Source organism: Pseudomonas sp. P9_2, assembly GCF_034008255.1.
Taxonomy (GTDB): Bacteria; Pseudomonadota; Gammaproteobacteria; order Pseudomonadales; family Pseudomonadaceae; genus Aquipseudomonas; species Aquipseudomonas synxantha_A.
In genome coordinates this window covers 3,921,544-3,939,950 of record NZ_CP125376.1, presented here as the reverse complement: position 1 = coordinate 3,939,950, position 18,407 = coordinate 3,921,544, and the positions used below count along the sequence as shown (strand labels likewise).

The window sequence follows — 18,407 nt, the reverse complement described above, 5'->3', positions numbered from 1 at the left end:
ACTATGTATGAACACCGCGGTCCCCTGTGGGAGGGGGCTTGCTCCCGATTGCGGCAGGTCAGCTACAGACAAATTGACTGACACACCGTCATCGGGAGCAAGCCCCCTCCCACATTTTCAACCGCTGGCGATGGCGGCCGAGGCTGCCACCATGGCGCGCAACAACACCGCACACCCCGCCGCCAGATCATCCGGCGCGGCATTTTCGATTTCGTTATGGCTGATGCCACCTTCACACGGCACGAAGATCATCCCCGCCGGGCCAAGCTCGGCGACGAAGATTGCGTCGTGCCCTGCCCCGCTGACAATGTCCATATTCGACAGCCCCAAGCCATTGGCCGCATCGCGCACGGCATCGACGCAGCCTTTGTCGAAGTACAGCGGCGGGAAGTCGGCGGTGGGTTCCATCTCGTAACTCAGCCCGTGTTTGGCACAGGTGTCTTCAATCACCTGGCGCACCTGGGCAATCATCGAGTCCAGTCGTGCTGGCTCTAAATGACGGAAATCCAGGGTCATGCGTACCTCCCCCGGGATCACGTTGCGCGACCCTGGATACGCTTGCAGGCAACCCACCGTGCCACAGGCGTGCGGCTGATGCTCCAGCGCCGCCGCATTCACCGCCGCCACCACCACCGCCGCGCCCACCAGGGCATCCTTGCGCAGGTGCATCGGCGTCGGGCCGGCGTGGGCTTCGACACCGCGCAGTTTGAGGTCGAACCACTTTTGCCCGAGGGCGCCGAGTACCACGCCGATGATTTTCTTTTCATCCTCAAGAATCGGCCCTTGCTCGATGTGCGCCTCGAAATAGGCGCCAACCTTATGCCCGCTCTCGGGGCGCGTCCCGGCATAGCCGATGGCATTCAACGCATCGCCGACGCTGACGCCGTCCGCATCGACCTTGGCCAGGGTATCGGCCAGGCTGAATTTTTCGGCGAACACGCCGGAGCCCATCATGCAGGGTGGAAACCGCGAACCTTCCTCGTTGGTCCACACCACCACTTCCAACGGCGCCTCGGTTTCAATCTTGAGATCGTTAAGGGTGCGCAACACTTCCACCCCCGCCAGTACACCGAAGCAACCGTCGAACTTGCCGCCGGTAGGCTGGGTATCGATATGGCTGCCGGTCATCACCGGCGGCAGGTCCGCGTTGCGCCCTGGACGGCGGGCGAAGATATTGCCGATACCGTCGATGCTCACGGTACAGCCGGCCTCTTCGCACCACTGCACGAAGAGATCGCGGGCCTTGCGGTCAAGGTCGGTAAGGGCCAGGCGACACACCCCGCCCTTGGGGGTGGCGCCGAGCCTGGCCAGGTCCATCAGCGACTGCCACAGGCGGTCGCGGTTGATGTGCTGATGGGTCGATTGCAGAACGTCGAGGGCAGCGTTCATGGGGATCTCCTCAGGCTGTATTTCTTATGATTGGAACAGGTGGCACGCGATCCAATGTGAGAGGGGACTTGCTCCCGAGAGCAGTGGCCGAGTCGATATATGCATGACTGATACACCGCCATCGGGGGCAAGCCCCTCCCACATTGACCGCGTTCACAAGGATGATTTGGCTACGGCCGGGTTGATACCGCGCTTGGCATTGAGCCCGTAATACAACACCCCGCCCAACGCCGAACCGGTAAACCAGCCATAGCTGTAAAACCAACTGAACGCATCGCTGCCCAGCGACAACAGGGTCAGCACCACCGGCACGCCAAAGGCGATGAAACCACTCCAGTTCCACGCCGGGTACACGTCATCACGGTAAAGTCCTGCCAGGTCCAGTTGCTGTTTGCGGGTGATGAAGTAGTCCACCACCATGATCCCGGCAATCGGGCCCAGCAGGCTCGAATAGCCGAGCAACCAATTGGAGTAGACGGTCTCCAGGCTGACATCGGAAACGATCAACCCAAGCTTTTTCAGCAGCTCATGGGCCATCAGCGCCAGCCCTACCAGCCCGGTCAGGATCACCGCGGTGGTACGGTTGATCAGCTTGGGCGCGATGTTCTGGAAGTCGTTGGTGGGCGAAACGATGTTCGCCGCGGTGTTGGTGGACAAGGTGGCGACGATGATCAGCGCCATCGCCACTGCCACCCACACCGGGCTCTGGATATGGCCGATCAGGGTCACCGGGTCGGAGACGCTGACGCCCACCAGTTTGACCGAGGCGGCGGTCATGATCACGCCGAGGGCGGCGAACAGGAACATGGTCAGCGGCAGGCCGAAGATCTGCCCGAGAATCTGGTCTTTCTGGCTCTTGGCGTAGCGGCTGAAGTCGGGAATGTTCAGCGACAAGGTGGCCCAGAAGCCTACCATCGCGGTCAGACCCGCCATGAAATAGCCGGTGAGGCTTGCGCCTTCAGGGCGTTTGGGTGGGATCGCCATCAGCTCGCTGAGGGACACATTCGGCATCGCCCACACCAGCAGGCCGATACCTACCGCCACCAACAACGGCGCCGACAGGGTTTCCAGGCGCTTGATCGACTCGGCACCGCGCAACACCACCCACAGGTTCAGGCACCAGAAAATCATGAAGCCAATCACTTCACCAGTACCACCCAGCGACTTCCAACCCTCGAAAATCGAACCGAGAAACAGGTGAATCGCCAACCCGCCAAACATCGTCTGGATACCAAACCAGCCGCAGGCCACCAACGCGCGAATCAGGCACGGCACGTTGGAACCGAGAATGCCGAATGACGAGCGCAACAGCACCGGAAACGGGATGCCGTACTTGGTGCCGGGAAACGCGTTGAGCGTCAGCGGGATCAACACCACGATATTGGCCAGCAGGATCGCTATCAGCGCCTCGCCCACCGACAAGCCGAAATACGCGGTGAGTACCCCGCCCAGGGTGTAGGTCGGCACGCAAATCGACATGCCGACCCACAATGCGGTGATGTGCCATTTGTTCCAGGTGCGCTCATGCACCTTGGTGGGTGCCATGTCATGGTTGTAGCGAGGGCTGTCGAGGACGTCGGGGCCGGCGTCGAGTTCGTACAGGCCGTTGCGCTCGATGACTTGCGATCTGTTCTGTTGCATGGCCGCTCCACGGTTTTTTTTAAATTATTTTTGCTCACCTGCACGCTGTGTACAGGAGGCCGGAGTACCGCATAAACAACATGACATCTCGGGCCCCGACCAATTGCCTTTGCACTCAATTACCGTGCCGACAACGGCTGCTGAACCCGCACCACTTATATAACGTGCTGATGTTTATCAGCTTTCCGAGTGAGCCTGGGTTACTTGCCGCGCTATTGGGGCCAGCCATTGCGCAAGTTGCCAGAACCGTCAGGTCTCAATCTGGTGCAACACAATTATTTTTATTTTTCAGTGCCGTCAAGAGGCATATCTCAAGCGTCTGATTTGCAATAAGAAATGTTGCTCAAAAACAGAAGCTGTCAAGTGCGTCAAAATGGTGAGCGATCGCTACATTTTGGTGATTTTGTTATTTTTATCTTTTAATTCAGTAACTTAATTTAATTATAAGCTTAAGAAAAATCTTCTTGCCCAATCGAAAAACTCGGGCTAGTTTCTATTCCTGTCACCGATGACAGGAATTAACCCTCCATCGACCGGCAGTATTACAACACTTAGAACTGGCATAAGCCGGTCAAGCCTGTGAGGAACTCGACATGTCGCTGTTGATCCGTGGCGCAACCGTTATTACCCATGATGAAAGTTACCGCGCCGATGTGTTATGCGCAGGCGGTCTAATTCGGGCCATTGGCACCGATCTGGATATTCCCGCCGGCACTGAAATACTCGATGGCAGCGGCCAATACTTGATGCCGGGCGGCATCGATCCCCACACCCATATGCAACTGCCCTTCATGGGCACCGTGGCCAGCGAAGACTTTTTCAGTGGTACGGCCGCGGGCCTGGCCGGTGGTACCACGTCGATCATCGACTTTGTGATTCCCAACCCGCAGCAATCCTTGATGGAAGCCTTCCACCAGTGGCGCGGCTGGGCAGAAAAGTCCGCATCCGACTATGGCTTCCATGTAGCGATCACCTGGTGGAGCGAGCAGGTACGCGAGGAAATGGCCGAACTGGTCAGCCATCACGGCATCAACAGCTTCAAGCATTTCATGGCTTACAAGAACGCAATCATGGCTGCCGACGATACCTTGGTAGCCAGCTTCGAACGCTGCCTGGAGCTGGGCGCGGTGCCTACCGTTCATGCGGAAAACGGCGAGCTGGTGTATCACCTGCAACGCAAGCTGATGGCCCAGGGCATCACCGGACCGGAAGCCCATCCGCTGTCGCGCCCGTCCCAGGTGGAAGGCGAAGCGGCCAGCCGCGCAATACGAATTGCCGAGACCATCGGCACGCCGCTGTACCTGGTGCATGTGTCGACCAAAGAGGCGCTGGATGAAATCACCTACGCTCGGGGCAAGGGCCAGGCGGTGTACGGTGAAGTACTCGCCGGCCACTTGCTGCTGGACGACAGCGTCTACCAGCACCCGGATTGGCAGACCGCCGCCGGCTATGTCATGAGCCCGCCGTTCCGTCCGCGCGGGCATCAGGAGGCCCTGTGGCACGGCCTGCAATCGGGCAACCTGCACACCACCGCGACTGACCACTGCTGCTTCTGCGCCGAGCAAAAAGCCGCCGGGCGTGACGACTTCAGCAAGATCCCCAACGGCACCGCCGGTATCGAAGACCGCATGGCGCTGCTGTGGCACGAAGGCGTCAACACGGGGCGCCTGTCGATGCAGGCGTTCGTTGCGCTGACCTCCACCAACACGGCGAAAATCTTCAACCTCTACCCCCGTAAAGGCGCGATTCGCGTCGGTGCGGATGCCGACCTGGTGCTCTGGGACCCTGAAGGCACACGAACCATTTCGGCCAAGACTCACCACCAGCAGGTCGACTTCAACATCTTCGAAGGCAAGACCGTGCGCGGCGTGCCGAGCCACACCATCAGCCAGGGCAAGCTGGTCTGGGCCGATGGCGACCTGCGCGCAGAACGGGGTGCCGGGCGCTATGTGGAGCGGCCGGCGTATCCGTCGGTGTTCGAGCAGTTGAGCAAACGGGCAGCGCTTTCCAAGCCAGTGGCTGTGAACCGCTGAACCCGCTATCGGGGGCAGCACAGGCAACACAAGAACCAATGCCCATCAGAGGCAGCACCTCAATAACCGTGAGGCCAATACCGTGATCCAGACCCTGACCCACCTTCCCCATCCCCGCGACGACGCGGCCACCCTCGCCAGCCAGTTCAGCGACCTGGCACCGCCGCTCAACGCCCGGCAAGCGCATCTGGAAGCCTCGCGCTGCCTGTACTGTTACGACGCGCCGTGCGTGAACGCATGCCCCAGCGAGATCGACATCCCGTCGTTCATCCGCAATATCCACACCGAGAACGTGCAAGGCGCTGCGCAGAAAATCCTCTCGGCCAACATCCTCGGCGGCAGTTGCGCTCGGGTTTGCCCCACGGAGATCCTGTGCCAGCAAGCCTGCGTGCGTAATAACGCCGAAGAATGCGCGCCGGTGCTGATCGGTTTGTTACAACGCTACGCCATCGACAACGCGCACTTCAGCGAACACCCGTTCCAGCGCGCCGCGCCCACCGGTAAGCGCATCGCCGTGGTCGGCGCCGGGCCGGCGGGGTTGGCCTGCGCCCACCGCGCCGCGTTGCACGGCCATGACGTGGTGGTTTTCGAAGCGCAGGAGAAAGCAGGCGGCCTGAATGAATATGGGATCGCCAAGTACAAGCTGGTGGATGATTTTGCTCAGAAAGAACTGGATTTCCTTCTGCAAATCGGCGGCATTGAAATCCGCCACGGCCAGCGCCTGGGCGAAAACCTGACCTTGAGCGAACTGCACCAGCAATTCGATTCGGTGTTCCTCGGCCTCGGCCTGGCGGCCAGCAAACAGCTCGGCCTGGCCCACGAAGACGCCCCCGGCCTGCTCGCCGCCACCGAGTACATCCGCGAGCTGCGCCAGGCCGATGACCTCACCCAACTGCCCCTGGCCGACCGCTGCATCGTGCTCGGCGCAGGCAATACCGCCATCGACATGGCCGTGCAAATGGCCCGCCTCGGTGCCCGCGAGGTAAACCTTGTGTACCGCCGTGGCCTGGCGGACATGGGCGCGACCCAACACGAACAAGACATTGCCAAGGCCAATCAAGTGCGGCTGCTGACCTGGGCCCAACCCGACGAAGTGTTGCTCGACGACCAGGGCCGCGTACGCGGTATGCGCCTGGCCCGCATCCACCTGGAAAATGGTCGCTTGCTACCGACGGGGGAAACCTTCGAACTGGCCGCCGATGCGATCTTCAAGGCCATCGGCCAAGGCTTTGACAACGACGCACTGCACGACCCGCTGGCCCAGCAACTGCACCGCGTGGGCGAGCGCATCTTTGTCGATGAACAGCTGCGTACCAGTATCCCCGGCGTGTATGCCGGCGGCGATTGCGTCAGCCTTGGCCAGGACCTCACCGTGCAGGCCGTGCAACACGGCAAGCTGGCCGCCGAGGCCATGCACGCCCAACTCATGCTGAATGTGGAGGCTGCGTAATGGCCGATCTCTCGATTGTATTCGCCGGTATCAAAGCCCCCAATCCGTTCTGGCTGGCCTCCGCGCCGCCCACCGACAAAGCCTACAACGTGGTCCGTGCGTTCGAAGCCGGCTGGGGTGGCGTGGTGTGGAAAACCCTGGGCGAAGACCCGGCGGCGGTGAACGTGTCGTCACGCTACTCGGCGCATTTCGGGGCGAATCGTGAAGTGCTGGGCATCAACAATATCGAACTGATCACCGACCGCTCCCTGGAGATCAACCTGCGGGAAATCACCCAGGTGAAAAAGGACTGGCCTGACCGTGCACTGATCGTATCGCTGATGGTGCCATGTGTTGAGGAGTCCTGGAAAAACATCCTGCCCCTGGTGGAGGCGACCGGCTGCGACGGCATCGAGTTGAATTTCGGCTGCCCCCACGGGATGCCCGAACGTGGCATGGGCGCAGCGGTCGGCCAGGTGCCGGAGTATGTGGAACAGGTGACGCGCTGGTGCAAGACATATTGCTCGCTGCCGGTGATCGTCAAGCTCACGCCCAACATCACCGACATACGCGTGGCGGCGCGGGCAGCGTCTCGCGGCGGCGCGGACGCGGTGTCGTTGATCAACACCATCAATTCCATCACCAGCGTGGATCTGGAGCGCATGGTCGCCCTGCCGGTGGTCGGCACCCAGAGTACTCACGGCGGTTACTGCGGTTCGGCGGTCAAGCCGATTGCCCTGAACATGGTCGCCGAAATCGCCCGTGACCCGCAGACCCAGGGCCTGCCGATCTGCGGCATCGGCGGTATCGGCAACTGGCGCGATGCAGCGGAATTCGTCGCCCTGGGCTGCGGCGCAGTGCAGGTGTGCACGGCGGCGATGCTGCACGGCTTCCGGATTGTGGACGAGATGAAGGACGGGCTGTCGCGGTGGATGGACAGCCAGGGTTACACCAGCCTGCAGGACTTTTCCGGACGGGCCGTGGGTAACACCACGGATTGGAAGTACCTGGATATCAACTACCAGGTGATCGCCAGGATCGATCAGGCGGCGTGTATCGGTTGTGGGCGTTGCCACATTGCCTGCGAGGACACTTCACACCAGGCGATCGCCAGTTTGAAACAGGCGGACGGCACGCATAAGTATGAAGTGATTGATGATGAGTGCGTGGGCTGCAACCTGTGCCAGATCACCTGCCCGGTGGCGGACTGCATCGAGATGGTGCCGATGGACACCGGCAAGCCGTTTTTGAATTGGACGCAGGATCCGCGTAATCCGTATCGGGAAGCTGTGTAGCCTTTAGACCGCTATCGCAGGCAAGCCAGCTCCCACAGTTGACCGCATTCCTTCAGACAAAATGCGGTCAACTGTGGGAGCTGGCTTGCCTGCGATAGGCATGGGTATCTACACAACTTTGCAGTCCCCCCAATGGTACCCACGATGCGAAGCGAGCCGCTCTTGATCGTGATCTGCTTTTGATCTTGATCTTAGGCGCCCCGTTAAACCACGCTGGCCGGAATTCGACAGGGATTTGGGGGGTAAACCGGCAGGGATGCCGGTTTAGCCGCCCCGCGCCATGGATGGCGCGTGGCGGCGGCCCCCCAAATCACTGTCGGATTACGGGCACACCGAGCCTAAGCGAGGTGCCGAGTGGTGGGGCAAGAGCGTTTTGCTTACTTTTGCGCTTTTCAAAAGTGAGCCGCTGTAAGAGCGGAACCAATAGCAGGCGTTACCCAAATAACGGATATGTACTCGGTCTGACCCAGCACCCTGGTCGGCGCTGAGGCCGCCAGCGGGAGCAAGCTCCCTCGCCACAGGTACAGCGCCGTACCAAAAGATGTGTAGATACCCACGCTGCGATGGGCCCCTCAGCCTCACCACAGGGCTCAAGGCTCCAACCCGATCCCCCGCAAGATCACACTGGTCACCGTCTGAATCGCCTTTTCGAACTGCATATCCGACAACGGCTGGTGATCATTCAAAATCTTCACCTGGTGATCAAAGTCGGCATAGTGCTGGGTCGAGGCCCAGATCATGTAGAGCAGGCTCGACGGTTCCACCGGCAGGATACGTTTGTCTTGCACCCACTGGCGAATCTTCGCTTCCTTCATCTTGGCCCAGTCGTACAGGCTTTCATCCAGGGCCTCACCGAGCGTGGGCGCGCCGTGGATGATTTCATTGGCCCAGACCTTTGAGCCATACGGCCGCGTACGCGAGCGCTGCATCTTGGCGCGGATGTAGCTGCTGAGCACCACCCGCGGATCATCGAAGGTTTCGAAGCTCAGGGCATCCTGCTTCCACAGCTCCAGCAGGTCGAACAGCACCGCGCTGTACAGCTCGCTCTTGGTGGTGAAGTAATAATGCAGGTTGGAACGCGGCAGTTGCACCTCTTCGGCGATGTCGGCCATGGCGGTGCTGCCGTAGCCTTTTTCAGCGAAGACTTTTTCCGCCGCCAGCAGGATTTTCTCGACGTTGACCCGACGGATTCCGATCTTGTGATTGCCCATAAGGGCTCCCTGACAACAACACGGGTTAAAGACTACCACCAGCTCTAGATCGGGGCGACAGGCCAAGCCGAAACTTCGTACACTGCCCGCTCCTACCCATTGATTGGTATTGAACAATGTTGATCAAGAAAGCCCTGACCACCCTCGCCCTGCTCACCTCCCTGCTGGGCGCCTCGGCGGCATTTGCCCATGCCCACCTCAAGAGCGCAGAACCTGCGGCCAACAGCAACGTCGCCGCACCGAAAGACCTGCGCCTGACCTTCACCGAAGGCGTCGAAGCCACCTTCACCAAGGTGTCCCTGAGCAAGGACGGCACTGAAATCGCCATCAAGGGCCTGGAAACCCCGGACGCGGACAAGAAAGTCCTGGTCGTGACCCCTGCCGCCCCGCTCGCGAGCGGCAATTACAAAGTGGTGTGGAATGCGGTGTCGGTCGACACCCATAAGAGCAGCGGTGAATACAGCTTCAAGGTCGGCCAGTAACCCATGGCAACCCTGCTGGTGCTGTGCCGTTTCCTGCATTTTATCGTTGTGCTGCTGATGTTCGGGGCTTGCGTGCTCCGGCCCTGGCTGCTCGGCGCCCAGGTACAACCGGCTCTGGACCGGCAACTGCTATGCATCACCCGTGGCCTGGCCTGGCTGGGGCTTGGCTCCGGCGTGGCGTGGTTACTGCTGATCACCGCCAGCATGGCCGGCAGTTGGGACGCGGCGCTGCAACCGGCCACCGTGCAATTGGTGCTGGGCAAGACCTTTTTCGGCCAGGTATGGTCCTGGCATCTGCTGCTGAATGTTCTGCTGGTGATCGTGCTGATCAAACCCTGGCCAGCCTTGCGTTTGCCATTGATCACCCTGCTGCTGGCGACCCTGGCGCCGGTGGGCCATGGCGCCATGCTCGACGGGCTGAGTGGGCAATTGCTGATCCTCAACCAAGTGGTGCATCTGCTGTGCGTGGGGACCTGGCTGGGTGGGTTGCTGGTGCTGGTGCTGATCCTCAGGCACGCGCAAGAGCACCGGCTGGAGCCGATTTTGCGGCGCTTCAGCGGCGTGGGTTACGGCCTCGTCGCCGGCTTGCTGGTAACCGGTTTGATCAATGTGCGCGTGCTCACCGGGCAACTCTGGCCCACGCCACTGTTCAATGGGTTTGCCTTGATCCTGCTGATCAAGGTGGGGTTGGTGGTGGGGATGCTGGGCTTGGCGTTGTTGAACCGGTTGCGTATCGAACGCTGCGAACAGCGCTTGGGCAGTTTGAAAGCCAGTGTGATGATGGAATGGCTGCTGGGGGTCTGCGCAGTAGCCGCCGTTTCACTGCTTGGCACCCTGCCTCCGATGGTCTTGGCAGGATAAAAAACCAGGTTTAACTCAGTCAAATGTGGGAGGGGGCTTGCTCCCGATAGCGGTGTATCTGTCAGATCATCTGTGACTGACACACTGCTATCGGGAGCAAGCCCCCTCCCACATTGCCCCGTGCCCGCTTTAGATCAACGCACACCTAGTCATCGTATAACTTCTGCTTGACACACCCCGAAAACCCCGCAAATATCCCGCTCAATGTTGTACGACGACGTATAACAAATAATAAAAACAACAAAAGAAAGGGAGCCTCACTGTGAGTCAATTCGTCCGCAATTGCTCTGCACCCCTGGGCCTTATCAGCCTCGCCAGCCTGGCCGTCACCCTGCCCCTGTGCGTTCAAGCCGAAGGTTTTATCGACGACGCCAAGGCCACGCTCAACCTGCGCAACGCCTACTTCAACCGCAACTTCACCAACCCCGGCAACCCTCAGGGGAAAGCCGAAGAGTGGACGCAGAACTTCATTCTCGACGCCAAATCCGGCTTTACCCAAGGCACTGTCGGGTTCGGGATTGATGTATTGGGCCTGTATTCGCAAAAGCTCGATGGCGGCAAAGGCACTGCCGGCACTCAACTGCTGCCGGTGCATGACGATGGCCGCCCTGCCGACAATTTCGGACGTCTTGGGGTCGCGCTGAAAACCAGGCTGTCCAAGACCGAGCTCAAAGTTGGCGAGTGGATGCCGGTGCTGCCGATCCTGCGTTCCGATGATGGCCGCTCTCTGCCCCAGACCTTTCGCGGCGGCCAGGTCACCTCCAATGAGATCGCCGGTCTGACCCTCTACGGCGGCCAGTTTCGCGGCAACAGCCCACGCAACGACGCGAGCATGGAAAACATGTTCATGAACGGCAAAGCTGCGTTCACCTCGGACCGCTTCAACTTCGGCGGGGGCGAATATACCTTCAACGACAAGCGCACCCAAGTCGGCCTGTGGTACGCCGAACTCACTGATATCTACCAGCAACAGTATCTGAACCTCACCCACAGCCAGCCGGTGGGTGACTGGACCCTGGGCGCCAACCTTGGCTTCTTCAACGGCAAGGAAGACGGCAGCGCCTTGGCCGGCGACCTCGACAACAAGACCGTGTTCGCCCTGCTCTCGGCCAAATACAACGGCCACACCTTCTACGTCGGCCTGCAAAAACTCACCGGCGACAGTGTATGGATGCGCATCAACGGCACCAGCGGCGGCACGCTGGCCAACGACAGCTATAACGCCAGCTACGACAACGCCAGGGAAAAATCCTGGCAGGTACGCCATGACTTCAACTTTGTCGTACTCGGCGTGCCAGGGCTGACCCTGATGAACCGCTATATCAGCGGCAGTAACGTGCACACCGCAGCGATCACCGATGGCAAGGAATGGGGGCGTGAGTCGGAACTGGCGTATACGGTGCAAAGTGGTGCACTGAAAAACCTCAATGTGAAGTGGCGCAATTCGACAATGCGGCGCGACTTCAGCAATAACGAGTTTGATGAAAACCGGATTTTTATCAGCTATCCGATTTCGTTGTTGTAAGTTCCAGGGTCGAACTCGATCTCAAAGGTGCCAGCTCCCACCTTTGATCTCATGCGCCTGGAAGGACGTTGACAACACCAAGAATCCCTAACACTATTTCCATATAGTCATACGACAACCTACAACAAAAATTGGAATGCTCATGACCATCACGACGCCCGCTCCCTTCAACCGTCTGTTGCTCACCGGCGCCGCCGGTGGCCTCGGTAAAGTTTTGCGCGAACGTATGCGCCCTTACGCCAAGGTCCTGCGCCTGTCGGATATCGCCGACATGGCCCCCGCCATCGATGCCCGCGAAGAAGTGCAAACCTGCGACCTGTCCGACAAGCAAGCAGTGCACCAATTGGTAGAAGGCGTCGACGCCATCCTGCATTTTGGTGGCGTATCGGTAGAGCGCTCGTTCGAAGAAGTGCTCGGCGCCAATATCAGCGGCATCTTCCATATCTATGAAGCCGCACGTCGCCATGGCGTAAAGCGTGTGATCTTCGCCAGCTCCAACCATGTGATCGGTTTCTATAAGCAGGGTGAACAACTCGACGCCCACTCCCCACGCCGCCCGGACAGCTACTACGGCCTGTCCAAGTCCTACGGCGAAGACATGGCCAGTTTCTACTTTGATCGTTATGGCATCCAGACGGTGAGCATCCGCATCGGCTCCTCGTTCCCGCAGCCGCAGAACCGCCGGATGATGCACACGTGGCTGAGCTTCGACGACCTGACCCAACTGCTCGAGCGCGCGCTGTACACACCCGATGTCGGCCATACCGTGGTCTACGGCATGTCGGCCAACCTCGACACCTGGTGGGACAACCGCTACGCCGCACACCTGGGCTTTGCGCCCAAGGACAGCTCCGAAGTGTTCCGCGCCCAGGTCGAGGCCCAGCCGCCGGTCGCAGATGATGACCCGGCAAGGATTTATCAGGGCGGCGCGTTCTGCGCGGCAGGCCCATTCGGTGACTGAGTACACAGCAACCCAAAGGAATGAGTGGCCATGACTGCAGAATTGATTGTCGATGCCCGCAACGCCGTGGGGGAATGCCCGATATGGGTGCCTGAAGAAAACGCCCTCTATTGGGTGGACATCCCCAACGGTGGCTTGCACCGTTGGGACGCCTCTACCGGGCACCTGCGTGCCTGGCAAGCCCCGCAGATGCTCGCCTGCATCGCACCTACCCAAGCGGGCAACTGGGTGGCAGGCATGGAAACCGGCTTCTTTGAACTGACCCCGCACAACGACGGCAGCCTCGACACTACGCTCTTGGCCGGTGTCGAACACCCGCGGCCGGACATGCGCTTGAACGACGGCCGCTGTGATCGCCAAGGCCGTTTCTGGGCCGGCAGCATGGTGCTGAACATGGGGTTGAACGCCGCTGAGGGCAGCCTTTATCGCTATGCGTCTGGCACGGCGCCCCATGCGCAGCTCGATGGTTTCATCACCCTCAACGGTCTGGCCTTCAGCCCCGATGGCCGCACAATGTATGCCTCTGATTCACACCCGCTAGTGCAGCAGATCTGGGCATTCGACTACGACATCGACACCGGTGCGCCGTCCAACCGCCGAGTGTTTGTGGACATGCATGACTTTCTCGGCAGGCCCGATGGTGCAGCTGTCGACGCGGATGGCTGCTACTGGATCTGCGCCAACGATGCCGGCCTGGTCCACCGTTTCACCCCCGACGGTCGCCTCGACCAGTCCCTCACCGTACCGGTAAAAAAACCCACCATGTGCGCCTTCGGCGGCAGTCGCCTGGACACCCTGTACGTCACCTCCATTCGTGACGATCAGCGTGACAGTTCGCTGTCCGGCGGCGTGTTTGCCCTCAACCCCGGCGTCAAGGGATTGCCCGAACCCCAGTTCATCCTCTAGCTGCATCGCTGCGCCTTGAATACAACAATAACAAGACAGGAATCACCGCCCATGGACTTCAAACGCACCTTGCTCGCTGCCACACTCGTGGCCCTCAGCAGCGCCGCCCACGCGCTGGAAATCAAGTTTGCCGATATCCACCCCGCTGGCTACCCCACCGTGGTCGCCGAAGAAAACATGGGCAAGGCCCTGACCCAGCAAAGCAAAGGCGAATTGACCTTCAAGTACTTCCCGGGCGGTGTGCTCGGCTCCGAGAAGGAAGTCGTCGAACAGGCCCAGGTCGGCGCCGTGCAAATGACCCGCGTCAGCCTTGGCATCGTCGGCCCGGTGGTGCCGGACGTGAATGTGTTCAACCTGCCGTTCGTGTTCCGCGACCAGGCGCATATGCGCAAAGTGATTGACGGCGAAATCGGCGATGAGATCCTCGCCAAGATCACCGATTCCGAGTTCGGCCTGGTCGCCCTCGCCTGGATGGACGGCGGCACGCGCAACCTCTACACCAAAAAACCAGTGCGCAAGATCGAAGACCTCAAGGGCATGAAGATTCGCGTGCAAGGCAACCCGATCTTCATCGAAGCCTTCAATGCAATGGGCGCCAACGGCATCGCCATGGACACCGGCGAGATCTTCAGCGCCTTGCAGACCGGGGTGATCGACGGCGCAGAAAACAACCCCCCGACGCTTCTGGAACACAACCACTTCCAGAACGCCAAGTACTACACCCTCACCGAACACCTGATCCTGCCCGAGCCCATCGTGATGTCGAAAATCACCTGGAACAAGCTCACCGCCGCACAGCAGGACATGGTCAAGGAAGCCGCCAAGGCCGCCCAGGCTGACGAGCGTTTGTTGTGGAATGCCAAGTCGGCCAGCAGTGAAGAAAAACTCAAAAAGGCCGGGGTCGAGTTCATCAGCGTCGATAAAAAGCCCTTCTATGACGCCACCGCGCAGGTTCGCGCGAAGTACGGTGCGCCTTACGCCGACATCATCAAGCGTATCGACGCCGTTCAGTAACGCCCTCCTCCCTGACAAGGCCCGGCGCGGTCGGTATCGACGCGCCCGGTCACGGTGAACGCCATGAAGAATCTACTGCTGCGCATCAACGACCGTATCTACATGACCTGCATCTGGGTCGCCGGCCTCTCGGTCCTGGGGGTCGCGCTGATCATTCCCTGGGGCATCTTCGCCCGCTATATTCTCGGCACCGGCTCCAGTTGGCCGGAACCCTCTGCGATCCTGCTGATGCTGGTGTTCACCTTTATCGGCGCGGCTGCCAGCTACCGCGCCGGGGCGCATATGTCGGTGGCGATGATCACTGATCGCCTGCCTGATGCTCAGCGCCGCGTTGTCGGCATCGTCTCGCAACTGTTGATGGCGACCATCTGCCTGTTCATGACCATTTGGGGCGCCAAGCTGTGCCTGTCCACCTGGAACCAGTTCATGAGCGCCATCCCTACCCTGCGCGTGGGCATCACCTATATGCCGATCCCGATTGGCGGCTTGCTGACCCTGATATTCGTGCTGGAAAAACTTCTGCTGGGCGACCAGAGCCACCGGCGCGTAGTGCGTTTTGACCTGGTTGAAGAAAGCGAAGGGGCTGCCTGATATGGACGCATTGATTCTGCTGGGCAGCTTTATCGCCTTGATCCTGATCGGTATGCCGGTGGCCTACGCCCTGGGCTTGTCGGCGCTGATCGGCGCGTGGTGGATCGACATTCCCTTCCAGGCCCTGATGATCCAGGTGGCGGGCGGGGTGAACAAGTTTTCGCTGATGGCGATTCCGTTCTTCGTATTGGCCGGAGCGATCATGGCCGAGGGCGGCATGTCGCGGCGGCTGGTAGCGTTTGCCGGGGTGCTGGTGGGCTTTGTGCGCGGCGGGCTGTCGCTGGTCAACATCATGGCGTCGACGTTTTTCGGTGCGATCTCAGGCTCGTCGGTGGCCGATACCGCGTCGGTCGGTTCGGTGCTGATCCCGGAGATGGAACGCCGCGGTTATCCCCGCGAGTTCGCCACCGCGGTCACCGTCAGCGGCTCGGTGCAGGCATTGCTGACGCCCCCGAGTCACAACTCGGTGCTCTACTCCCTGGCGGCTGGCGGCACCGTCTCCATCGCCTCGCTGTTCATGGCCGGCGTGGTGCCGGGCCTGCTGATGAGCGCGTGTTTGATGGTGCTGTGCCTGATATTCGCGAAAAAGCGCAACTACCCCAAGGGCGAAGTCATCCCGCTCAAGCAGGCGCTGAAAATCTGTGCTGATGCACTCTGGGGCCTGATGGCCATGGTGATCATCCTCGGCGGCATCTTGTCGGGCATCTTCACCGCCACCGAGTCGGCGGCCATCGCGGTGCTGTGGGCGTTTTTCGTGACCATGTTCATCTACCGTGACTACAAATGGCGCGAGCTGCCCAAGCTGATGCACCGCACGGTGCGCACCATTTCCATCGTGATGATCCTGATCGCGTTTGCCGCCAGCTTCGGCTACATCATGACCCTGATGCAGATCCCGGCGAAGATCACCACGCTGTTCCTGACCCTGTCGGACAACCGCTACGTGATCCTGATGTGCATCAACGTCATGCTGCTGTTGCTCGGCACGGTGATGGACATGGCGCCGCTGATTCTGATCCTCACGCCGATCCTGCTGCCGGTGATTCTTGGTATCGGCGTCGACCCGGTGCACTTTGGCATGATCATGCTGGTCAACCTCGGCATCGGCTTGATCACGCCTCCGGTGGGCGCGGTGTTGTTCGTCGGTGCGGCGGTGGGCAAGGTAAGCATCGAGAAAACCGTGAAGGCGCTGCTGCCGTTTTATGCGGTGCTGTTTCTGGTGCTGATGGCCGTGACCTACATTCCGGCACTGTCGTTGTGGTTGCCGAGCGTGGTGCTGTAAACCCAATCGTCAGAACACAGGTGAGCAAATGTGAGAGGGGGGTTGCTCACCTGACGGCCTCACAATCGACAGGCGTCTACGTGACACACCTCGGTCAAATGTGGGAGGGGGCTTGCTCCCGATGGCGGCCTCAGGGCCGACCAGGGGTGCTGGATCAGACCGAGTACATATCCATTCCAGCGGTAACGGCTGATATTGGTTCCGCTTTTACAGCGGGTCACTTTTGAAAAGCGTGTACGGACCGGACACATGGTTGACGGGTGTGCGGGGACATGGTGGACACTTTTCGGCGAGCCAACTTCGCCGGAAAGCCATCATGCCTTGGAACACGAGAGATACCATGAGCCTGAAAGAAGAGTTCGTTGCCTTAGCACGGCAGCCCGGCAGTAATAAAAGAGAACTGTGTCGACGCTTCGGCATCAGCCCGCAAACGGCCTATAAATGGCTCAAACGATACGAGATGCAAGGGCAGTCGGGGCTGCAAGAAAAGTCCCGAAAACCAGCTACCAGTCCCAAACTGACCAATGCGGCCCTGGAGGCGGAGGTCGTAGCGCTCAGGCAGGAACATCCGGCCTGGGGCGGACGCACAATCAGCAGCATCTTGAAAAAGCAAATTGCTCCCAGCACAGTAACTAACGTGCTGCACCGACACGACCTGATTCAGCCCGTTCAGAAGGAACAGGAAGCAAAGCTGAGATTTGAACACGATGCGCCTAACGACCTTTGGCAGATGGACTTCAAAGGGCATTTCGCAACTCAAGAAGGTCGATGCCATCCCCTGACCTTGTTGGATGATCACTCGCGATTCAATTTAGCTATTCAGGCGTGTGATAACGAACGCGGGGGCACAGTGAAGGAGAAGATGATTGAGGTATTCCAACGCTTCGGATTGCCCGCTCGTATCAATGTTGATAACGGTCCTCCATGGGGATCGCCGCGCAACCCCGGTGAAATCACAGAGTTAAGTATCTGGTTGATTAGCTTGGGAATCCGGATCAGTTTCAGTCGCCCCTATCACCCTCAAACCAACGGAAAGATCGAGCGCTTTCATCGATCACTCAAGGCGGAGGTGCTTAATGGACGGCAATTTTCCACGATCAAGGAGGCTCAAACCGCATTTGATCAGTGGCGTGAGGTTTATAACCTGCAGCGTCCTCATCAAGCACTGGACTACAAGGTGCCCATGGACCGGTATCGGTCCAGCCCTTGGGCTTACCCGCAGCAGTTATCACCCTTCGAGTACGGGCCGGATGATGTGTCGATCAAGGCGTATCACAGCCGATTTCGTTTTCAGAAACGCTATTTCAGCATCGCCAAGGGCCTGAATGGTCATCACATCGGAATACGACCTAACCCTGAAAAAGACGGTCTCTTTGATGTTTACTTCTGCCATCACTTTCTAAGAACGATCGACCTGAGCAAACCTGACTATGGCCCATAATGTGTCAACCATGTCCCCGCACATGTGTCCACCATGTGTCCGGTCTATACAAAAAGCGCAAAAGTAACCAAAACGCTCTTGCCCCACCACTCGGCACCTCGCTCAGGCTCGGTGTGCCCGTAATCCGACAGGGATTTGGGGGGCCGCCGCCACGCGCCATCCATGGCGCGGGGCGGCTAAACCGGCATCCCTGCCGGTTTACCCCCCAAATCCCTGTCGAATTCCGGCCAGCGTGGTTTAACGGGGCGCCTGAGATCAAAAGCAGATCAAGATCAAGAGCGGCTCGCTGCGCATCGTGGTTACTGTTGGCGAATGCAAAGTTGTGTAGATACCTGTGCTAATCGGG

15 protein-coding genes are annotated in these 18,407 nt (G+C 59.6%); 12 read left to right on the top strand and 3 right to left on the bottom strand.

All coding sequences use genetic code 11. The annotated features are described in order from the left end of the window. Positions 1-117 precede the first annotated feature (117 nt). Together QMK52_RS17675 and QMK52_RS17670 are read right to left on the bottom strand one after the other, a co-directional pair. Positions 118-1,389 (bottom strand): Zn-dependent hydrolase, encoded by a 1,272-nt coding sequence (locus QMK52_RS17675; protein ID WP_005789312.1) that lies wholly within the window; start codon positions 1,387-1,389, stop codon positions 118-120. A 153-nt stretch (positions 1,390-1,542) separates the two neighbouring features. Then, positions 1,543-3,030, bottom strand: coding sequence for an NCS1 family nucleobase:cation symporter-1 (locus tag QMK52_RS17670; protein ID WP_005789314.1), 1,488 nt, complete (start codon positions 3,028-3,030; stop codon positions 1,543-1,545). A 593-nt stretch (positions 3,031-3,623) separates the two neighbouring features. Here QMK52_RS17670 and hydA point away from each other — a divergent pair. The 3 genes from hydA to preA all read left to right on the top strand — a co-directional run bounded on the left by hydA (position 3,624) and on the right by preA (position 7,787). Then, positions 3,624-5,063: a dihydropyrimidinase gene (gene hydA, locus QMK52_RS17665; RefSeq protein ID WP_005789316.1), complete on the top strand. Its 1,440-nt coding sequence runs from the start codon at positions 3,624-3,626 to the stop codon at positions 5,061-5,063. Positions 5,064-5,145: 82 nt separating this feature from the next. Further along, the gene (locus QMK52_RS17660; RefSeq protein WP_320403154.1) at positions 5,146-6,513 is read left to right on the top strand and encodes an NAD(P)-dependent oxidoreductase; all 1,368 of its coding nucleotides are present in this window, start codon (positions 5,146-5,148) and stop codon (positions 6,511-6,513) included. Next, positions 6,513-7,787, top strand: a complete 1,275-nt coding sequence (preA, locus tag QMK52_RS17655; RefSeq protein ID WP_320403153.1) for an NAD-dependent dihydropyrimidine dehydrogenase subunit PreA — start codon at positions 6,513-6,515, stop codon at positions 7,785-7,787. The genes QMK52_RS17660 and preA overlap by 1 nt, the downstream gene beginning before the upstream one ends. Positions 7,788-8,377: 590 nt before the next feature. Here the strand turns inward: preA and QMK52_RS17650 are convergent. Further along, positions 8,378-8,998, bottom strand: coding sequence for a TetR/AcrR family transcriptional regulator (locus tag QMK52_RS17650; RefSeq protein ID WP_005789320.1), 621 nt, complete (start codon positions 8,996-8,998; stop codon positions 8,378-8,380). Positions 8,999-9,114: 116 nt separating this feature from the next. Here QMK52_RS17650 and copC point away from each other — a divergent pair, with 116 nt between their 5' ends. From copC to QMK52_RS17605, 9 genes are all read left to right on the top strand, one after another. Then, positions 9,115-9,480, top strand: a complete 366-nt coding sequence (gene copC, locus QMK52_RS17645; RefSeq protein WP_005789321.1) for a copper homeostasis periplasmic binding protein CopC — start codon at positions 9,115-9,117, stop codon at positions 9,478-9,480. A gap of 3 nt (positions 9,481-9,483) precedes the next feature. Beyond that, entirely contained in the window at positions 9,484-10,341 is an 858-nt protein-coding gene (gene copD / locus QMK52_RS17640) for a copper homeostasis membrane protein CopD (RefSeq protein ID WP_005789323.1), read from the top strand. A 262-nt stretch (positions 10,342-10,603) separates the two neighbouring features. After that, positions 10,604-11,866: an OprD family porin gene (locus QMK52_RS17635; protein WP_005789324.1), complete on the top strand. Its 1,263-nt coding sequence runs from the start codon at positions 10,604-10,606 to the stop codon at positions 11,864-11,866. A 142-nt stretch (positions 11,867-12,008) separates the two neighbouring features. Then, the gene (locus tag QMK52_RS17630; RefSeq protein WP_005789325.1) at positions 12,009-12,827 is read left to right on the top strand and encodes an NAD-dependent epimerase/dehydratase family protein; all 819 of its coding nucleotides are present in this window, start codon (positions 12,009-12,011) and stop codon (positions 12,825-12,827) included. A 30-nt stretch (positions 12,828-12,857) separates the two neighbouring features. Continuing rightward, the gene (locus tag QMK52_RS17625) at positions 12,858-13,733 is read left to right on the top strand and encodes an SMP-30/gluconolactonase/LRE family protein (RefSeq protein WP_194438642.1); all 876 of its coding nucleotides are present in this window, start codon (positions 12,858-12,860) and stop codon (positions 13,731-13,733) included. Between the two features lie 51 nt (positions 13,734-13,784). Continuing rightward, positions 13,785-14,747 carry a TRAP transporter substrate-binding protein gene (locus tag QMK52_RS17620; protein ID WP_320403152.1) on the top strand — a complete coding sequence of 321 codons (963 nt, stop codon included), beginning with the start codon at positions 13,785-13,787 and terminating at the stop codon, positions 14,745-14,747. A 63-nt stretch (positions 14,748-14,810) separates the two neighbouring features. Continuing rightward, positions 14,811-15,338, top strand: a complete 528-nt coding sequence (locus tag QMK52_RS17615) for a TRAP transporter small permease (protein ID WP_005789330.1) — start codon at positions 14,811-14,813, stop codon at positions 15,336-15,338. A 1-nt stretch (position 15,339) separates the two neighbouring features. After that, entirely contained in the window at positions 15,340-16,620 is a 1,281-nt protein-coding gene (locus QMK52_RS17610) for a TRAP transporter large permease (RefSeq protein WP_005789331.1), read from the top strand. Positions 16,621-16,936: 316 nt separating this feature from the next. Then, the gene (locus QMK52_RS17605; protein ID WP_216091764.1) at positions 16,937-18,061 is read left to right on the top strand and encodes an IS481 family transposase; all 1,125 of its coding nucleotides are present in this window, start codon (positions 16,937-16,939) and stop codon (positions 18,059-18,061) included. Positions 18,062-18,407: the final 346 nt, after the last annotated feature.